The sequence below is a fragment of the Mesorhizobium sp. WSM4832 genome (assembly GCF_055811115.1).
In genome coordinates this window covers 34,660-50,975 of record NZ_JBVVQH010000002.1, presented here as the reverse complement: position 1 = coordinate 50,975, position 16,316 = coordinate 34,660, and the positions used below count along the sequence as shown (strand labels likewise).

At 60.0% G+C, this 16,316-nt stretch carries 14 protein-coding genes and 1 pseudogene; 7 read left to right on the top strand and 8 right to left on the bottom strand.

What is annotated here, in order from left to right; translation table 11 throughout:
- Positions 1–165 precede the first annotated feature (165 nt).
- On the top strand, positions 166–975 hold the full coding sequence (locus tag AC0L2L_RS03320; RefSeq protein ID WP_473576165.1) for a hypothetical protein: 810 nt from the start codon (positions 166–168) through the stop codon (positions 973–975).
- 156 nt (positions 976–1,131) lie between these two features.
- Here the strand turns inward: AC0L2L_RS03320 and AC0L2L_RS03315 are convergent, their stop codons facing one another.
- Positions 1,132–1,440 (bottom strand): hypothetical protein, encoded by a 309-nt coding sequence (locus AC0L2L_RS03315; protein ID WP_473576164.1) that lies wholly within the window; start codon positions 1,438–1,440, stop codon positions 1,132–1,134.
- Between the two features lie 434 nt (positions 1,441–1,874).
- Here AC0L2L_RS03315 and katE point away from each other — a divergent pair, with 434 nt between their 5' ends.
- Positions 1,875–3,989 (top strand): catalase, encoded by a 2,115-nt coding sequence (gene katE / locus AC0L2L_RS03310; RefSeq protein ID WP_473576163.1) that lies wholly within the window; start codon positions 1,875–1,877, stop codon positions 3,987–3,989.
- A gap of 1,295 nt (positions 3,990–5,284) precedes the next feature.
- Positions 5,285–5,908: pseudogene (locus tag AC0L2L_RS03305) on the top strand (molybdate ABC transporter substrate-binding protein); the annotation flags it as partial.
- 177 nt (positions 5,909–6,085) lie between these two features.
- On the opposite strand, the gene AC0L2L_RS03300 reads toward AC0L2L_RS03305, so the two are convergent.
- Entirely contained in the window at positions 6,086–6,454 is a 369-nt protein-coding gene (locus tag AC0L2L_RS03300; RefSeq protein WP_473576161.1) for a hypothetical protein, read from the bottom strand.
- 223 nt (positions 6,455–6,677) lie between these two features.
- Here AC0L2L_RS03300 and AC0L2L_RS03295 point away from each other — a divergent pair, with 223 nt between their 5' ends.
- The gene (locus tag AC0L2L_RS03295) at positions 6,678–8,222 is read left to right on the top strand and encodes a winged helix-turn-helix domain-containing tetratricopeptide repeat protein (protein ID WP_473576159.1); all 1,545 of its coding nucleotides are present in this window, start codon (positions 6,678–6,680) and stop codon (positions 8,220–8,222) included.
- A gap of 315 nt (positions 8,223–8,537) precedes the next feature.
- Here the strand turns inward: AC0L2L_RS03295 and AC0L2L_RS03290 are convergent, their stop codons facing one another.
- Together AC0L2L_RS03290 and AC0L2L_RS03285 are read right to left on the bottom strand one after the other, a co-directional pair.
- Positions 8,538–8,663, bottom strand: a complete 126-nt coding sequence (locus AC0L2L_RS03290) for a hypothetical protein (RefSeq protein WP_473576157.1) — start codon at positions 8,661–8,663, stop codon at positions 8,538–8,540.
- Complete coding sequence (locus tag AC0L2L_RS03285; RefSeq protein WP_473576156.1) at positions 8,629–8,826, bottom strand: pyocin activator PrtN family protein; 198 nt, start codon at positions 8,824–8,826, stop codon at positions 8,629–8,631. Before AC0L2L_RS03285 ends, AC0L2L_RS03290 begins: the two co-directional genes overlap by 35 nt.
- Positions 8,827–9,483: 657 nt before the next feature.
- Between AC0L2L_RS03285 and AC0L2L_RS03280 the strand changes: the two genes are divergently transcribed.
- From AC0L2L_RS03280 to AC0L2L_RS03270, 3 genes are all read left to right on the top strand, one after another.
- Entirely contained in the window at positions 9,484–9,918 is a 435-nt protein-coding gene (locus tag AC0L2L_RS03280; RefSeq protein WP_473576154.1) for a type 1 periplasmic-binding domain-containing protein, read from the top strand.
- A 603-nt stretch (positions 9,919–10,521) separates the two neighbouring features.
- Positions 10,522–10,908: a hypothetical protein gene (locus AC0L2L_RS03275; RefSeq protein ID WP_473576153.1), complete on the top strand. Its 387-nt coding sequence runs from the start codon at positions 10,522–10,524 to the stop codon at positions 10,906–10,908.
- 44 nt (positions 10,909–10,952) lie between these two features.
- Positions 10,953–11,234, top strand: a complete 282-nt coding sequence (locus tag AC0L2L_RS03270) for a hypothetical protein (protein ID WP_473576152.1) — start codon at positions 10,953–10,955, stop codon at positions 11,232–11,234.
- Between the two features lie 588 nt (positions 11,235–11,822).
- Here AC0L2L_RS03270 and AC0L2L_RS03265 read toward each other — a convergent pair.
- From AC0L2L_RS03265 to AC0L2L_RS03250, 4 genes are all read right to left on the bottom strand, one after another.
- Positions 11,823–12,716, bottom strand: a complete 894-nt coding sequence (locus tag AC0L2L_RS03265) for a carbohydrate ABC transporter permease (RefSeq protein ID WP_473576150.1) — start codon at positions 12,714–12,716, stop codon at positions 11,823–11,825.
- A gap of 1 nt (position 12,717) precedes the next feature.
- Positions 12,718–13,569, bottom strand: coding sequence for a carbohydrate ABC transporter permease (locus tag AC0L2L_RS03260; protein ID WP_473576629.1), 852 nt, complete (start codon positions 13,567–13,569; stop codon positions 12,718–12,720).
- 190 nt (positions 13,570–13,759) lie between these two features.
- Positions 13,760–15,085 (bottom strand): ABC transporter substrate-binding protein, encoded by a 1,326-nt coding sequence (locus AC0L2L_RS03255; protein WP_473576149.1) that lies wholly within the window; start codon positions 15,083–15,085, stop codon positions 13,760–13,762.
- Positions 15,086–15,121: 36 nt separating this feature from the next.
- Positions 15,122–16,198 carry an ABC transporter ATP-binding protein gene (locus AC0L2L_RS03250; protein WP_473576148.1) on the bottom strand — a complete coding sequence of 359 codons (1,077 nt, stop codon included), beginning with the start codon at positions 16,196–16,198 and terminating at the stop codon, positions 15,122–15,124.
- Between the last annotated feature and the right edge of the window lie 118 nt (positions 16,199–16,316).

Below are 16,316 nucleotides of genomic sequence, written 5' to 3'. Positions count from 1 at the left end.
CACGCCGTTGCGTTCAGGCATCTATGATGCTCGATTACGCCTGCAAAAGAAGACCCGTCTATCACTCCAACATCTGCCCGCCCTTTTGAGATGAAGCCGCTAACACTCCTCCGATTCGATGCTCTGGCTTCCTACGCTCGGTGCCGCGTCGACTTGAGGCGCGAAATGGAGCGCCAAGCCCATTTACCCGACGAAGAGTATTTCCAGGCTGACGAGACAGGCGCTCCCGTGGATTTCTTCACGCCCGTCGTGCACGTCAATTCCCTCAATACCGCCTTCGTTTCCTTGAGTGATGCGCTGGGCTACTCCTATGCCCGAGGTATCATCGAACCAAGGATGGATGGGGCGGATACACAAGTATTATCAGGTAGTTGCGGGAGTCCGTGTGCAAAAATCGCACACGAAAGTTCTGCTCTCTTCATTTTTCGTTCCCACGACGGAGCCGCCGACGGCCCTTTCGGACGCTTTTCTGCCGACGATATTGACCGTTCCAATCCGGATATTCGCCGGGATATCCGTGAGCCTCGTTGGCCGCCGCGGCCAGTTTGCCTGGCAGTTGTCCCACCCAGCCGAGTCGCGAGCACCGCGAACTGGATCCGGATGCGCGGATCACTAGCGAGCGTGGTTGAGGCAAACACTCGCCAAAAACTCAAAGCCCTTCATTGTCCTTATAGGACTTCGCGACCTCGTGTAGCCGCATACGAGCCGGGCAGGCGCGGCTGCCAAACGCCGGATGCTGAAGATCGTCCCGACACACTAGGGTTTGCCGCCATGACAATGCTGTTCGAGCCGCTGAACTCTGACGGACACCTGCGCAGCTTGCTTTACCATGATGCCCGACTGCAGATGTTGCATGATCGCGTGCCGAAGCGATTCGATAGGATCGAGAAAGCGGCCGATAAGGTCCAAGCTGCCGCGGAATTGTTCGCTGAAGCTGCTCGACCCGCCGACAGCACTCAGACGCTCGGCCTATGAAGGCCAAGCTGGCATCACTCGTCGCGGCCTCGTGGCTGGGCCGCCAATATTCCGGCTCAGGCACGATTGTCATCATGTGAGCCGGAACGCGTCGACCGGCAGATCGTGAAAGATAAGGCCCACCTTTGGAGGGATGGGCCACTGGAGACGCGGAAACTATTTGTTGCAATTCTGCATGTCGGTAGCGGTGTTGCCGCTGGCTGTGTTGGCGTTTACCTCGTTTCCGGCTGCATCCTTGCAGCGGTCGCCGAGCCCGCCGGATTTCGACGTGGTGCTGTTTGTGGCGTTCGGATCGATCGTGCCGGTGTTGCCGTTGTTGTTCATGCCGTTGGTGCCAGTCGTGGCGCCATTGGTGCCCGTCGTCGCACCGGTGCCGTTGGTTCCGCCACCGGAGTTGCTGGATTGCGCCATTGCGGACGTGGCCAGAACAAGCGCGAGAGCCGAAGCCGAGAGAAGTCTGATCATGGGGAAGTCTCCTGTTTGATCGCCTGATTGCGATATGATTCAAACAAGAAATTCCTTGGGATGTTCCACTATAGGACCTGCGATCCGATTTGTTTCGTGATTACTGAGGTTAGAGCACAGTTGATACGGCCAAGTGCGGGGTCTGATGCAAAACGTTCAGATCTATTCGTTCGAATTTTCTGGCGCGAGTCGATTCGCTTGCGAAGTTGGTGTTCGTAGCCGGGATCCACGAGGGCTTCGGGCGGAACCTCCCGCATTGCGGCCAGGATTTCCAGTCGAGATGCCGCGGCCGCGGTCGGCGCACCGGAAAAGATCGGCGGCTCCTCAAGGTAGCAAGCTGGTGTCCCGGACGTTTGCTGCCAACCAACTGGAACATTCCCTCGGATCGCCCGTTCGGCGGGGTCACTTCCAGCGAGCATCCAAGGGATACCAAAATGCCAAAGAAAGCTTCCGCGGCCGACGCCGAGACCGCAGCCAAGATTCACGATCAAAAACTCGTCCGCCGCGATGGCGGTGAGCTGCATCAGCTGGCCGAAGGCAATGCCGAGGTGCTGACGACGGCGCTTGGCGTGCCGGTTTCGGACGACCAGAACACATTGAAGATCGGCGAACGCGGCCCGACGCTGATCGAGGATTTCCATTTCCGGGAAAAGATTTTCCATTTCGATCATGAGCGCATCCCCGAGCGCGTGGTCCACGCGCGCGGCTACGGCGCGCACGGATTCTTCGAAACCTATAAGTCGCTTGCCAAATTCACCAAGGCCGACATCTTCCAGCGGGCCGGCGAGAAGACGCCCGTCTTTGTCCGCTTTTCTACCGTCGCCGGCAGCAAGGGATCATTCGATCTGGCACGGGATGTCAGAGGCTTTGCCGTGAAATTCTATACCAAAGAGGGCAACTGGGACCTCGTCGGCAATAACATTCCGGTGTTCTTCATTCAGGATGCGATCAAGTTTCCGGACATCATCCACTCCGTCAAACCCGAGCCCGACCGCAACTTCCCACAGGCCCAATCAGCACACGACAATTTCTGGGATTTCATAAGCCTGACGCCGGAAAGCATGCATATGATCATGTGGATCATGTCCGACCGGGCGATTCCTCGCTCTTTCCGCTTCATGCAGGGTTTCGGCGTTCACACGTTTCGCCTCGTGAATGCCGACGATGAATCTACCTTCGTCAAATTCATCTGGAAGCCGAAGCTCGGCATGCAGTCGGTGATCTGGAATGAGGCGGTGAAGATCAACGGCGCCGATCCGGATTTTCATCGCCGCGATCTCTGGAATGCCATCCAGTGCGGCGACTTCCCGGAATGGGAGTTGTGCGTGCAGCTCTTCGACCAGGATTTCGCCGACAGCTTCGACTTCGACATTCTCGATCCGACCAAGATCATTCCCGAGGAGGTCATCGAGCCGGTACCGGTCGGGCGCCTTGTGCTCGACCGCATGCCAGAGAATTTCTTCGCCGAGACCGAACAGGTCGCCTTCATGACGCAGAATGTGCCCCCAGGCATCGACTTCTCCAACGATCCCCTGCTGCAGGGGCGCAACTTCTCCTATCTCGACACGCAGCTCAAACGTCTGGGCAGCCCCAACTTCACGCATATCCCCATTAACGCGCCGAAATGTCCGTTCCACCATTTTCAACAGGACGGTCATATGGCGATGCGCAACCCGGCCGGCCGCGCCAACTATCAGCCGAATTCCTGGGGCGAGGGTCCGCGCGAATCGCCGGCGCGCGGTTTCCGCTCCGTTGCCGATGCCGAAACAGGCCAGAAGGTGCGATTGCGGGCCGAAAGCTTTGCCGATCACTACAGCCAGGCCCGGCAATTCTTCAACAGTCAGACCGAGCCTGAGCAGCGCCACATCGCGATGGCCTTGACATTCGAATTGAGCAAGGTCGAGACGCCGATCATCCGCGAACGCATGGTCTCGCATCTGCTCAACATCGACGAGACGCTGGCGACCACGGTCGCCGACAAGCTCGGCCTCAAGACGATGCCTTCGCCGGCGGATGCGGCCCTGCCAACACGCGATGACCTCGAGCCATCGCCGGCGCTCAGCATCATCAACAATGGCCCGGACAGCTTTATGGGTCGAAAGATCGGCGTGCTGGTCAGCGATGGCATCGACGCCGGCTTGCTGGATGCGCTGCGGGATGCGGCGAAAGCAGAAGGCGCGAAGCTGGAAATTGTCGCGCGACGGGTCGGCGGCGTCGAAGCTGGCGATGGCAGCTGGATCGAGGCAAACCATATGATTGACGGTGGACCTTCGGTTCTCTTCGATGCGGTCGTGCTGCTCGTCTCCGAGGAGGGAGCCGAGATGCTGTCCAAGGATGCCGCCGCGCGAGATTTCGTGTCCGACGCCTTTGCGCACCTGAAGTTCATCGGCTTCGCCGCCGCCGCGGGGCCCCTCCTCGCGGGCGCGGGAGTGGCGGCCGACGCCGACGAGGGACTCATCGAACTCGGAACAGATCGCTCGGCGCAGTCATTCGTCGAGGCCTGCCGTAAGCTTCGGCTGTGGGCGAGGGAAAGCGCTGTCAAGATCTGATGAACTCAAGCTGGCGCTAACAAAGGCAGCTTTAGCTGGGAACATTTCGACCGCCTGCCGGTTTGAGAGCGGATCGCTCCTCCCTCCAGCGATCCGGGGTCCCATCCAAGCCCCGCCAGAGGCCCGTTGCGATGCCGGCAACGGGTCTTTTCGTGTGGCCGGAGGGCGATCGTCTTCAGTGGACTGGCCGCTCGCAAGCCAGCGCGCCGGAACAAGAGGCCCAGCCTTTGGTTTCCTTTTCGCAGACGCGAAATTACCAGCCAGGGAGGCGACGATGAGCGGGGGTCACGACCACAAATATGCCGTGATCCGGGCAATGGATCGAGGTCCACGGAGGCAGGCCCGCCGTTGCCACGATATCGGGGAAGGCCGCGGTCCTGCGCGTCGGTTCGGACGACGAAGATTTGCGCCGATCAGCTGGGACGGTTTTTCTTTTGGAACATCGACCGGGGGATCCCGGTTCGGGTGCGCGGCTTCGTGCTTTCCCTCCCAAGACGCCGCAGTCAGAGCACCCGGTGCTCCGAGACAGGCCTGCCCACCCCGGGCAGGCCTGTTTCGTTTTCGCGTGCTGCGGCCCCAAGGAAAGAGCCTTCGAGATCGTCCCCCACGTCACCAATAATCGACGGAACTGCCCGCGCCCGCTGGAATTGGGGCGTAGCGATCCTTCAGAGGTGTAGCCATTTCGCCGGCCGGTCGCCGGCTCTGTCGCGTGGCCCCCGGAACATTGACACGATTCGCCGTTCCAGCGCCGTGGAGCGAGGTCTGATGAGACGGTCGCTTGGGGACACCGCGAAGCGTGCACATGGGACCGGCTATCGAGCAAGCCGGTTTGCAGATCACGCCAGCCGATAACCCGAAAAGCGGAGTTTGAATTTTGGCACAGCCGCTGGTTCTATCCCTGGGTAGCATTAATGCCGACCTGAGGTTCGAGGTCGACAAACCGTTTTCCTGATGAAAAAACAGCCCTGAAGACGTCGCGGCGAACTCTGCCACTCCAAGGCAACACCCGCCGTTGCTCGGAACATTCTTCTTCGCGGGTAGTTCAGGGGTAAAGGAACGCTCACATGAAACGATTGGCTTTTATAGTGATCGCCGGCCTCATCGCAGGGTGTAGCGACAATAGCGTCGACAGCTCCAAGACAAGCTCGGTAAGCAACCAGCCGCCAGATCAGAACACGCAAGTGGACAGGGATCCAACCGCAAAATCGAGCACCGGCGGCGATCAGCAGGGTGTCCAGCCGGCTCAACCCGCCGCGCCGCAGAAATAGCGGAGAAGACATGCAAGGGCCGACGGATTCGAAACGGTCACAGGATCCACCGTTGCGGCCAAGTGGGAACTCAATCCGACAGTAAAGAATCAGATTGAGGCTGGGGAGCCGTTTGACCTCGTCATCACCAATCCGAACCTGGTTGAAGATCTGATCTCGTTGGGAAAGGTCAAGGCGGGAAGTCAGGTAGCGTTTGGCCGGATAGCAATGGGGGTGGCGGCCAAGACAGGCAGTCGACCGCTCAACATTGGGTCCGTGGAAGCATTCGAACATGCCCTGAAGAGCGCCGAATCAATCGCCTACGCCAGTGAAGGAACCAGCGGTGGCTACTTCTCCGGTTTGCTGGAACGCATGGGATTAGCGGATGAGGTGAAGCCCAAGCTGGTGGCCATACCAGGAGGGCAGACAGCGTCGGCCGTAGGCCGTGGGGAAGCCGAATTGGGGGTTGTTCCAGTGACTTCGATTCTCGCCGCCGCTCCCGAGGTCATGCTTGTCGGTCGGTTTCCGGCCGAACTCCAAAGTTACGTCGACTTCGCCATTGGCATCAGCACCAATTCAACGCATGCAGAAGTAGCCAAGCAGCTGTCGCAATTTCTGATGTCGACAGCCGTTGACGACATCTTGGCGGCAAAGGGCGTGGAACGGCGCTAATCGGGACCGGACATGCCTGCCACGTCGCGCCCTTGGCTCCTCGCAAAACCCATCGCGTGCAGCGCTGGTGCATGGAGCGGACTGGCTGCGCTGGTGTTGACGCCCTCGTGTTCTCGGCTTGCCACCCGTTGCCGAGTAAATGCCCTGAGTAATTCTCGTTTTGACTGGTGGCTTGGATTATTCCGGGAAGCCTTGCTTGAATTCGATGCGCGTCCCGTGAACCGCCACGACATCCTCATTGCGCACGGCATGTGCGGGCTGTGGAGGCAATTTCAGGATGAGCGGCATGTCGAAGGTGGCCGGAAACGGCAATGCGATTTCGTTGCCTTCACCATCGAAATCGCGCAGCTTCGCAAGTCGGTCGATGACGAAGATTGACGGCCAGCAGTGATGATGGACCGGCTCGGTTTCGCCTGGTGCGACGGTGACGGAAAGCACACGGATCACATCATCCTCATAAAGCACTTGGTGGTTTTGGGGCGCCGCCGCTACGGCGTCCAGCCGCGGATTCCAAGCTGTCGGTTGCTCGATGTCTGCGAGTGGCATGGTTTCCTCCTTTGGCGATCTGTAAGGCTACGCTTGGTTGATAACGGATGATATAAAAGACATGGCGCACACGGAGCGCTGGAAGCACGCGTTCTTGCTCCGGTTGTGATTCTTGCCACTTTCTTCTTCGGACGTGACATTGCACCAGTGCGAACGGGATGTCCGGAAGTCGGTCTGAAAAAAGCTGAAGAAGCGCTGAAATTACAAGGGGCAGACATTCGCGATGAGCGCCGAGCTGCAACCGATCTATCGCTTCGCTGGTTTCAATATCGACACACGCACAGGCATCTTGCGCAACGGCGCGGGCGAGGTTGCATTGCGGCCGAAATCGCTCGATCTGCTGGTTTTTCTGGTCCGCAATGCCGGCCATATGGTGTCGAAGGACGATCTTCTAAGCTCGGTATGGAATGATGTCGTCGTCACTGAGGACTCGCTTACCCAGTGCGTCAGCGACATCCGGCGCGCGTTGGGTGACAAGGAGCAGAAGCTGATCCGCACCTTACCGCGTCGTGGATATATGTTTGCTGGGGAGGTTCTGCCCACGGCGGTGGTCGAGAGGCCGCCGGTTATCGATAAGCCGTCGCTCGTCGTGCTGCCGTTCGACAACATGTCATCGGATCGGGAACAATCCTTTTTCGCCGATGGCGTCGTGGAGGAAATCACGACCGCACTGAGCCGTTTCAGGAGTTTTTCGGTGATCGCCAGAAACTCTGCGTTCGTCTACAAGGGCCGCTCCGTTGACGTGCGGCAGGTGGCCGAGGAGCTTGGTGTTCGATATGTGCTCGAAGGCAGCATCAGGCGCCTCGGCAACCGGCTGAGAATTGCCACGCAACTGGTCGATGGGCTCAGCGGCGCCCATCTCTGGGCTCAGACTTTCGCGGGTTCGCTCGACGAGGTGTTCGACTTCGAGGATCGTATTACCGAAAGTGTCGCTACCCTGGTCGCACCACACATACAGGCTGCCGAGATTGAGCGCTCCCGGCGAGAACGGCCTGGCAGCATGGCGGCTTACGACTGTTACCTCTCCACCCTATCAAAGATCCGCGCCGAAACGCCGAGCGAGAATGCCGCGGCTTACGCACTACTTACCGACGCACTGTTGCTGGAGCCCGACAATGCGCTGTTACTCGCCCACGCCGCCTGGGTGTTGGAGCATCGTATCACCATGGGCTGGCCCGCGTTGGGAGCCGACGATCGGGCCGATTGCTTCCAGCTGGCACGTCGTGGGCTCGAGAAGGCTGCGGGCGACCCGACGGTGATGGCGCATTGTGCCATGGCTCTGGTGCAGGTCGCGCGCGAATACGATTGGGGGATGGCGGTGCTGACAGCCGCGCTCGACGCCAATCCGCACAACCTGGAAGTCGTTACTGCGGCAGGCATCGCCCACCTGCATTGCGGCAGTGTGACGGACGCGGTCGCGCTGTTCGATCGCGCCGGCCGGCTGTCGCCGCGCGATCCCTTCGCCCACATTGCGCTATGTGGTCGGGCTCACGCGCAAATGATCCTCGGCAATTATGAGACGGCGTTGGCCTGGGCTGCTGGTTCGCTCGCCGTAAATCCGAACTTTGATGCCACCTTCTGGATATTGATCGCGGCAAACGCCCATCTCGGCCGGATGGAGGATGCGCACCGCTATCTCGGAAAGCTCAAGGCGATTGCTCCGCAAGTGACCATAGCAGGCATCAGGGCCGGGTTACCTGCGAAGGATCCGAGCCGCATGGCCGCCATCCTTGATGGACTGCGCCTCGCCGGCCTTCCAGAAGAGTGATCGACGTCGTCCGCAAGACTGCGGCAGCGGCCCAAAACCGACAATTTATCAAGCCCAGCAGCGCGTAGCCCGTCTATATACATGCTGCGATCGTGCCGCTGAACGATCGGACGATATTTCTCTATCCAGTTGACTGAAAGCGACGGGTGCAGGCGCCTCGCCTGTGAAAGCGCGTGAACGGCTGTGTCGTGGTCGCCTGCGAGCACGGATGATCATTCAGGTCTTCGCCCATCTTCGAACGCCTCGACGAAGCTCGGCGGCACATGGAACGTTATCGCCCAGAATTTGAGCGCTAAATCTGCATTTTCCAACCGCTCATCTGGGAAAACTCCCTCTGGGCCGCCAGCCTGCGCTTATATCAAGGTAGTCTGCCAAATTCTGCAAACGGATACCCTTGGCACATTTCTCAGTTGTTTCTATTCGCTTGAGCGGCAGGGGCAATGTCGCCTGAACTGAGCTTGCGAATGAATTTCGGGAGCGTCCGGTGCGAAAAGAAATTGCGGCGGACCTCATCGAGCGGAATGATGGCCTTACCGACTACCTGGCTTCCTGGCTTCAGGTTCTGCGCGAAGACAACCGCCCCATCCTGCGTGCCGCCTCCCACGCCAGCAGGGGTGTTTTGGGGCGGCTCCTATTGGCTAGCGCCAGCCGGGAGAGCCATTCCCTCGGTCCGCTGTCTTGTATCAAAGTTGCGCCTCGTAGCGCAGAGTATGGTTATGACGACGATCTGCCCCAAGTCGCGGGACGAGCTCGAAGGCAAGGCTTCGCCCCAACAATCTTATGGTCGACGCCAGAGACGTTCGCCTTTGACCGCAGGGGTTGATTCATTGCCGTAATGCTGACGATGCCAGGCATTTGGCGGGCAGCATCAAACGTAGTGCTTTCAGGGACGAAGTTTTCACGCTAGTCAACAGACGCACGTTTGTTGAGCAAACGCAAAGAAGTTGCGGAAGGTGTATTGGCAGTTTGCGATTCGGGCGAATATGCCGACAAAAACGCCCGCTCCCTGACCTGAGACCGACGATATGACGCAATGTGCATGTCGCAAGAGGAATAGCTGTGACGCAAAAGGGCATCACTCTCAAGGACGTCTGCCGCGGCCAACGTATCGCGCGCGACGGCCGCCCGGGCGCTCAACAGTTACGGTTACGTCGGCGAAGAGACCGGGGTTCGCGTACTGGAGGCAGCGGAAAGACTGGGCTATCGGGGAAACCTCGTTGCGCAAGCGCTTCGTAGCGGACAACTGCCGATCGTCGGCTTCGTGCCCGGCGACATCCAGAATCCGTTCTTCGCGCGCATCGCCCATGATATCGAAGTGGAGCTGCGCAAACATCGCCACAATTTGCTGATCGCCAGCAGCGAAGAGAACGTGGAGCAAGAAAAGGAACTGCTAGAGAGCCTTCGCTCCCTGAGCATCCGCGGATTCATTCTGGCACCCACCTCGGCGACCGACAGCGAGCACATCGTGCAACTGACGCGCGAGGGCGCACCGGTCGTGCTCATCGATCGCGTGGTAAAGGACGTGCAATGTGACAGCCTTGTCGTGGACAATGAAGGCGGGGCGCGCGAAGCCGTCGATTACCTCGTTAGCAATGGTCATGAGCGGATCGGTCTGTTACTTGTCGGCCGGGTGAAGTTCCTCAAAGGCGAGGAAAAGCTTCGGCACGCGTCATTGAAGGATTTTCGGGAGCAATGATGCATTTCCCGAGTTCAGCGGTCCGATAGCCCGCTGCGGATGTGCCCCACACCCGCAACGGGCTAAGGTGGCCGGCGCCTCTCGTTGGGGAGATTGCCTGAAGCGAGCGCCGGCCTGGCGAACCGTGAGTCCGCCGCACATTCAGATTGGCTAAATTAGGCCTTTTGGACATGGTGTGATCGCGTACCCTCTTGGCAGCACACTGGGCCCACTCCAAGCTTTCGCCCGCTGGTTCACTCCGACGGGTTTTATGTGGTCAAGTTCGGCATGTCCCCGGCTCTTGCGCGCCGGAACAGAGAGCGCTTGCCTCCGCCACAAAAATGGCGGGCTATGTCAGTCGCAGCAAAATCCGGCGCACTAGATGCCTCCGGCCCCGCCGTGGGGAATGACAGAAAGGCCCGCCACCCCCTGGGGAATAGCGGGCCTCCGCCTCTCCTACCGCGACGATCTTATCTCGCGGTTCCATCAAATGATGCAGCGGCCGCTTATGTTCCAAAGTGCGTGGGCTCTGGCGCGATCGGCGGCTTCGTCAACCCCGGCATTCTCGCGGGTGCTGTCCGTCAGATAAGCGGAACCTAATGTTGGTCGTAGGCTTATCGCCAGATGAGCAAGCGCGGACTGGATTTTTTTCGTAAATGGATGGCGGAGCACCTGCCGGAAGTTACGACCGATGACCCTGCCGCAATAAGCGATCTGGTCGACCAAGTCATGGAAGCGGCGAACCTGGAAGGCATCGAGGTGGCCGAGGTCTATGAGGAGGTGGGTAGTGTCTACGAGGTGATTTTCGAGGCGATGCAACACCGCGAAGGCAGCTTGCCTGCGAGTGATCTCACTGAAGTCGACCTTCTGGCCGGGCGATTGGCGCGAGAAGCAAATCTCACACCGGCGCAGGCCACCGATCTGATCGAGCGCTTCGGCACCGATTGGGAAAAACTCCTCAATGAGGCTCATTTTGTGAAAGAGCTTGAAGGCAAGCTTGGCGAGGAATAAATCCCTAGATGGTGCGGCGACTCCTTTTTGCATGAGGATCGCCAATGTCGAACAAATACCCCTTCGTTGAAGACACGCTCGGCAAGAAGCTGCAGGCCGGCACAGGCCTTTCGGTGAACTGCCTCACATGCAAGCGGAGCGCTACCTTAGACGTTGCCGAACTGGTTAAGCGGCTCGGGCCTGATCATGGGTGCCTGCACTGGGATCTGATCAAGGTGATCTTCTGCCACGACTGCCGCGGCGCCGGCCGTGACAGTCGGAACCTGCAATTCACCAATCATGCGCTGACGCCAGAGGAGCGCAGCCGGCGGACACCTTGCCCATAGTGCAGCGGCCCGGCCGGCTGCGGGGGTTAGCACGAACCGGGCCTGACCGGCGGCGGAGGGCTCACGACACATGGCGCCGGCTGAAGGCTATTGTTACTCTCGCCCTGGGCATTCATACACTTGCACAACGAGGTACGTCGCACAAGTAATGCGTGTATTAGTACGCCCTAATTAGTAGCGCGGGATGAACTGTCTCATATCGGGAAAATTATCCATCGCGCAGAACTTGCAAGTTCACGGCGTAATAGCCTGGGGGGGCGGCCGCACCTCTCCCTCGGCTATGCCCTCTGCTTTGCATGGGGTGCCCACCGCCGCCGCGAATGGGGCGGTGGGCTAAAGCCTTGCTCATAGGCAGCAAGGAACCCGAGCCGGCCCACAACGACGCTGTGGCGCTTCCTGGTGGCCGCTGGTCGACCCAGGTCAGGGTAGGGTGCTGGCTCATCCACATGAAGGCGACACTACCTCGCGGGCACGCCAGCCTCATCGCTTCAGCGCATTGCAATCAAGGGCAGTGTTGAGGTTTCGGCGCTGTTGCCCGGCGACAACGGCATCATGTCTTCCCGGGTGCCAGGGTTCGGCCGCACGACATTATTCCTTTACCGCGCCGGTCATTGAGGAAACGTAGTGCTCGACAAAGAATGAATAGAGCACCACCACCGGCAACGACCCGATCAGCGCGCCTGCCATAAGCGCGCCCCACTCATAGACATCGGAGCGAACCAGTTCAGTGAGCACGCCGACCGGCACCGTCTTCTTTTCCGACGATTGAATGAAGGTCAACGCGTAGATGAACTCGTTCCAGGATAGGGTGAAGGCAAAGATGCCAGCCGAGATCAGGCCCGGCACCGACAGCGGCAGCACGATCTTGGTCAGGATCTGCCAGCGGCTCGCGCCGTCGATCAGCGCGCATTCCTCCAGCTCGAAAGGAATAGAACGGAAATAGCCCATCAAGAGCCAGGTGCAGAACGGGATCAGGAAGGTCGGGTAGGTGAGGATCAGCGCGAACGGCGTGTCGTACAGGCCGAGGTTGAACACCATCAGCGATAGCGGGATGAACAGGATCGACGGCGGGACGAGATAGGCAAGGAACACGGCGAGGCCGACTTGCCGCGCCCCCGAAAACCTCAGTCTTTCGATCGCATAGGCGGCAAGAACGGCGCACACCAGCGACAGGAACGTGGCTGCGGTCGAAATGATGACCGTATTGAGCAGCCAGCCGGGATAGGATGTCTCGAAGAGCAGATAGCGTATATGCCGCCAGGTCGGATGCACCACCCATAGCGGATTGTAGTTCGCATAGTCGGTCATCTCGGCATTCGGTTTTATTGCCGTGACCGTCATCCAGTAGAACGGAAACAGCAGCACGACGACGAACACCAAGAGCGGCAGATAGACCGTAACCACCCGGCGCGGCAGACTCTGCAGGTAGCCCATGCCGCCTTCGTCGGTGTTCGGGCGCTCGACTTGCTTGATCGCGGCCATGTCAGTCTCCGCCGCCTTGCTGCCATTTGCGCCGTTGCAGGCCGAAATAGCTGAACAGGATCGCCGCCAAGAGGAAGGGGATCATGGCGACCGCAATGGCCGCGCCTTCGCCGAGCTGCCCTCCGGAAATGCCGCGCTGGAAGGACAATGTCGCCATCAGGTGGGTGGCATTCACCGGTCCGCCTCGGGTCAGCACGTAAATCAGCTGGAAGTCGGTGAAGGTGAACAGCACCGAGAAGGTCATGGTGATGGCGATGATGGGCGTCAGCAGCGGCAGTGTCACATGGCGGAACAGCTGCCATCGGCCGGCGCCGTCGAGCGTGGCGGCCTCGTAGAGCGATTGGGGAATCGTCTGCAGCCCTGCAAGCAGCGTGATCGCGACGAAAGGAATGCCGCGCCAGACATTGGCCGCGATGACCGAGGCGCGCGCATTCGTTGGATCGCCGAGGAAGTTGATCCGGTGGTCGATCAGGCCCATCTGCTGCAGCGCCCAGGACAAGATCGAGAACTGCGAATCGTAGATCCACCAGAAGGCGATGGCCGACAACACCGTAGGCACCACCCAGGGCAGCAGCACCACCGCGCGGAAGAACGACTTGAAGGGCAATTTTTCGTTGAGGATGAGAGCCAGCCAGAGGCCGAGCACGAATTTCAGAATCGAGGCGCTGACCGTGTAGAGCAGGGTGTTAAAGACCGACAGCCAGAACACGCTGTCGCTCCAAAGGTATTCATAGTTCTCGACACCGATATAGATGCCGGGGCGGCCGATGCGGGTGTCAGTGAAGCCGAGCCAGACGCCGAGGCCCAGCGGATAGGTCAGGAACACCAGGAGCAGCGCCGCCGCCGGCAGCATGAAGCCGAGGCCAAGCGTGTTGCGGCTCTCGGCCAGGCGCGACAGGATCGATGGACGCCGCTGAACGGCAACTGATGGCACGGCCATGGCGCGGACTCCCTGCGAGAGACGGTGGGACGTTGGGTGACCACGCTTTTCTTCCGTAGCCCGGAAGACGTCGCGGCCACCCTGCTTCAGGTGCTCGACAGGATTAGATACGATAATAGCGGTTGGCCCGCTTTTCGGCCTCTTCCATAGCTTCCTGAGGCGTAGCCTGGCCCGTCACCGCCTTGGCGAACATGTCAACCAGCACGTAGTCGGCCATGGTTGCGGCCGAGGCATAGCCGAGCGGCCCCGCATAGCCGTTGGGCCGCAGCGTCGCGGACGCCTTCGCGTAAGGGGCGTTGTTCGGATCGGCCTTCCACACTGGATTGTTGTCGAAGGCCTTCAGCGTCTGGCAGCAATAGGCGGCCGAGGAGGTGATCCAGTCCGACATTTGCGGATCCTCGAACATGAACTGCAAATAGGCTTTGGCGGCGTTGGGATAGGGCGTGTAGTTGAAGATGACGGCCGTGGTCACCTGGTACAGCTCGACCGACTTTCCGACCGGACCGATCGGCATGTTGGTCGTCCGCATGTCCTTGGCGATTTCGGTCAGCTTCGGATCCTTGTCCTTGTTGACCTTGGCTGTGTTGTAGACCGAGATGCCGTTTGCGATCACGCTCACTTCGCCGGCCAGGAAGGCGCGGTTGTTGTTGACGTCGAGCCAGCTTTCGGTGCCTGGGATGAAGGTCTTGTAGAGCTCCTGCGCATACTGGATCGCCTTCAGCGTCTCAGGGCTGTTGATCGTCACCTTGCCTTTCTCATCAACCATCTGGCCGCCATGGCTCCACAGCAGCCAATGCGCGTAATTGTTACCGTCGCCGACGCCGTGGCCATGCGTGAAGCCGGCCGGATGCCCTTTCGCCTTGAGCGCCTTGCAAAGCTCCAGGAAACCGGCCGTGTCCTTCGGGAATTCCGAGAAGCCTGCTTCCTTCACCCAGCTTTCGCGATAGACGATGGCGTTGCCGATGGTGGCGAGCGGCAGGCCGAGGAATTTGCCCTCGCGCGTCGCATACTGTTTCGGACCGTCGTGCCAGCCGCCATACTTCTTGCCGAGATAGTCGCCCAGTTCCGTCACGTCGAGCAGCTTGTCGGGATATTGATGCGGGTCGTCGAACCAGACAAGCATCAGGTCGGGGCCGGAGCCGACATTGGCCGCGACTGCCGCCTTGGGCCGGATGTCTTCCCAGCTCTCCTTGTCGACGCGCACATCGACGCCCGTCGCTTCGGTGAAGCGCTTGGTATTTTTGAGCCACTGGTCCTCGTCGCCCTGCACGAAAGGCGACCAGCGCAGCAGCCTGAGCTTGGCACCTTCCTCGGGCTTGTAGGTCAGGCCCTCCTGGGCGAAGGCGCTCGAGCCGACGAAGCGGCTGCCCAAGGCTCCGGCGGCCGCGCCGGCGGTCGTGCGGATCACGTCGCGTCTGGTGAACTTCATGCTCGTTTCCTCCTGTCGTTTCCTCGTTGCGTGGCTCTAGTGTGCCGCTGCGATCCGCTGGCCCGTCTCGCCGTGGAACAGATGGATGGGGCCCGATTCGACCGACAGCCGGATGGTTTCTCCCGGCACGAAGGAATGGCGTTCGCGGAAATTGGCGACGATGTCCTCGCCGCCGGCCGTCCGACCGATGATCTGCACTTCCGAGCCGGTCGGCTCGATCACCACCACGGTGACCGGAATGCCGTCATCGGCCAACCGCAGATGCTCGGGCCGAACTCCGAGGACCATGGCTTCGCCGTTGCCTATCGAGGTAAGTCCCGGCAAAGGCAGGGAAATGCCTCCCGCGCCCCGGAAGGTCGGCGCGCCATCGTTGGCGAATGTGCCCTTGAGCAGGTTCATAGCCGGCGAGCCGATGAAGCTCGCGACGAAGAGGTTGTTCGGACGGTCGTAGAGGTCCAGCGGCGGCCCGATTTGCTCGACGATGCCGTCATGCATGACCACGATCTTGTCGGCCATGGTCATGGCCTCGATCTGGTCGTGGGTGACATAGACCGTCGTCGTCTTCAGCCGCTGGTGCAGTTCCTTGATCTCGGCGCGCATCTGGACCCTGAGCTTGGCGTCGAGGTTGGACAGCGGCTCGTCGAACAGGAACACCTGCGGATCGCGCACGATCGCCCGGCCCATGGCGACGCGCTGGCGCTGGCCGCCCGAAAGCTGGCGCGGATAGCGCGACAAGAGCGGCACCAACCCGAGGATTTCGGCCGCCCGCTTCACCCCCGCATCGCTATCCGCCTTCGGAACACCCTTGAGCATGAGCGAGAACCCCATGTTCTCCGCAACCGTCATATGCGGGTAGAGCGCGTAATTCTGAAAGACCATGGCCACGTCGCGTTCCTTGGGAGCAACGTCATTGACGATACGGTTGCCGATCGAAATATGGCCGCGCGAAATCTTTTCCAGGCCGGCAATCATCCGCAGAAGCGTCGATTTCCCGCAGCCGGACGGTCCGACTAGCGTGACGAACTCGCCGTCATCTATAGCGACGCTGACGCCATGCAGGATCTCGGTGGCCCCGAACGATTTGTAAACATCGCTAATCGCGACAGACGCCATCGAACTCCTCCCGATGGTCCCAGCGAAGTGTCGCGGGGAGCCGTTTGTATCAGGCGTGGTTTGAAACGGATGCCGGCAATGCGGCAATCCACCACTGGCGTCGGCGACGTCTTCCCCC

Bases quoted from the DNA above. Each gene is read 5' to 3' on its own strand.
- AC0L2L_RS03270 (WP_473576152.1), top strand. From the start codon at position 10,953: ATGTCGAACAAATACCCCTTCGTTGAAGACACGCTCGGCAAGAAGCTG.
- AC0L2L_RS03315 (WP_473576164.1), bottom strand. From the start codon at position 1,440: ATGATCAGACTTCTCTCGGCTTCGGCTCTCGCGCTTGTTCTGGCCACG.
- AC0L2L_RS03300 (WP_473576161.1), bottom strand. From the start codon at position 6,454: ATGCCACTCGCAGACATCGAGCAACCGACAGCTTGGAATCCGCGGCTG.
- AC0L2L_RS03275 (WP_473576153.1), top strand. From the start codon at position 10,522: ATGAGCAAGCGCGGACTGGATTTTTTTCGTAAATGGATGGCGGAGCAC.
- AC0L2L_RS03255 (WP_473576149.1), bottom strand. From the start codon at position 15,085: ATGAAGTTCACCAGACGCGACGTGATCCGCACGACCGCCGGCGCGGCC.
- katE (WP_473576163.1), top strand. From the start codon at position 1,875: ATGCCAAAGAAAGCTTCCGCGGCCGACGCCGAGACCGCAGCCAAGATT.
- AC0L2L_RS03250 (WP_473576148.1), bottom strand. From the start codon at position 16,198: ATGGCGTCTGTCGCGATTAGCGATGTTTACAAATCGTTCGGGGCCACC.
- AC0L2L_RS03295 (WP_473576159.1), top strand. From the start codon at position 6,678: ATGAGCGCCGAGCTGCAACCGATCTATCGCTTCGCTGGTTTCAATATC.
- AC0L2L_RS03260 (WP_473576629.1), bottom strand. From the start codon at position 13,569: ATGCTGCCGGCGGCGGCGCTGCTCCTGGTGTTCCTGACCTATCCGCTG.
- AC0L2L_RS03265 (WP_473576150.1), bottom strand. From the start codon at position 12,716: ATGGCCGCGATCAAGCAAGTCGAGCGCCCGAACACCGACGAAGGCGGC.
- AC0L2L_RS03320 (WP_473576165.1), top strand. From the start codon at position 166: ATGGAGCGCCAAGCCCATTTACCCGACGAAGAGTATTTCCAGGCTGAC.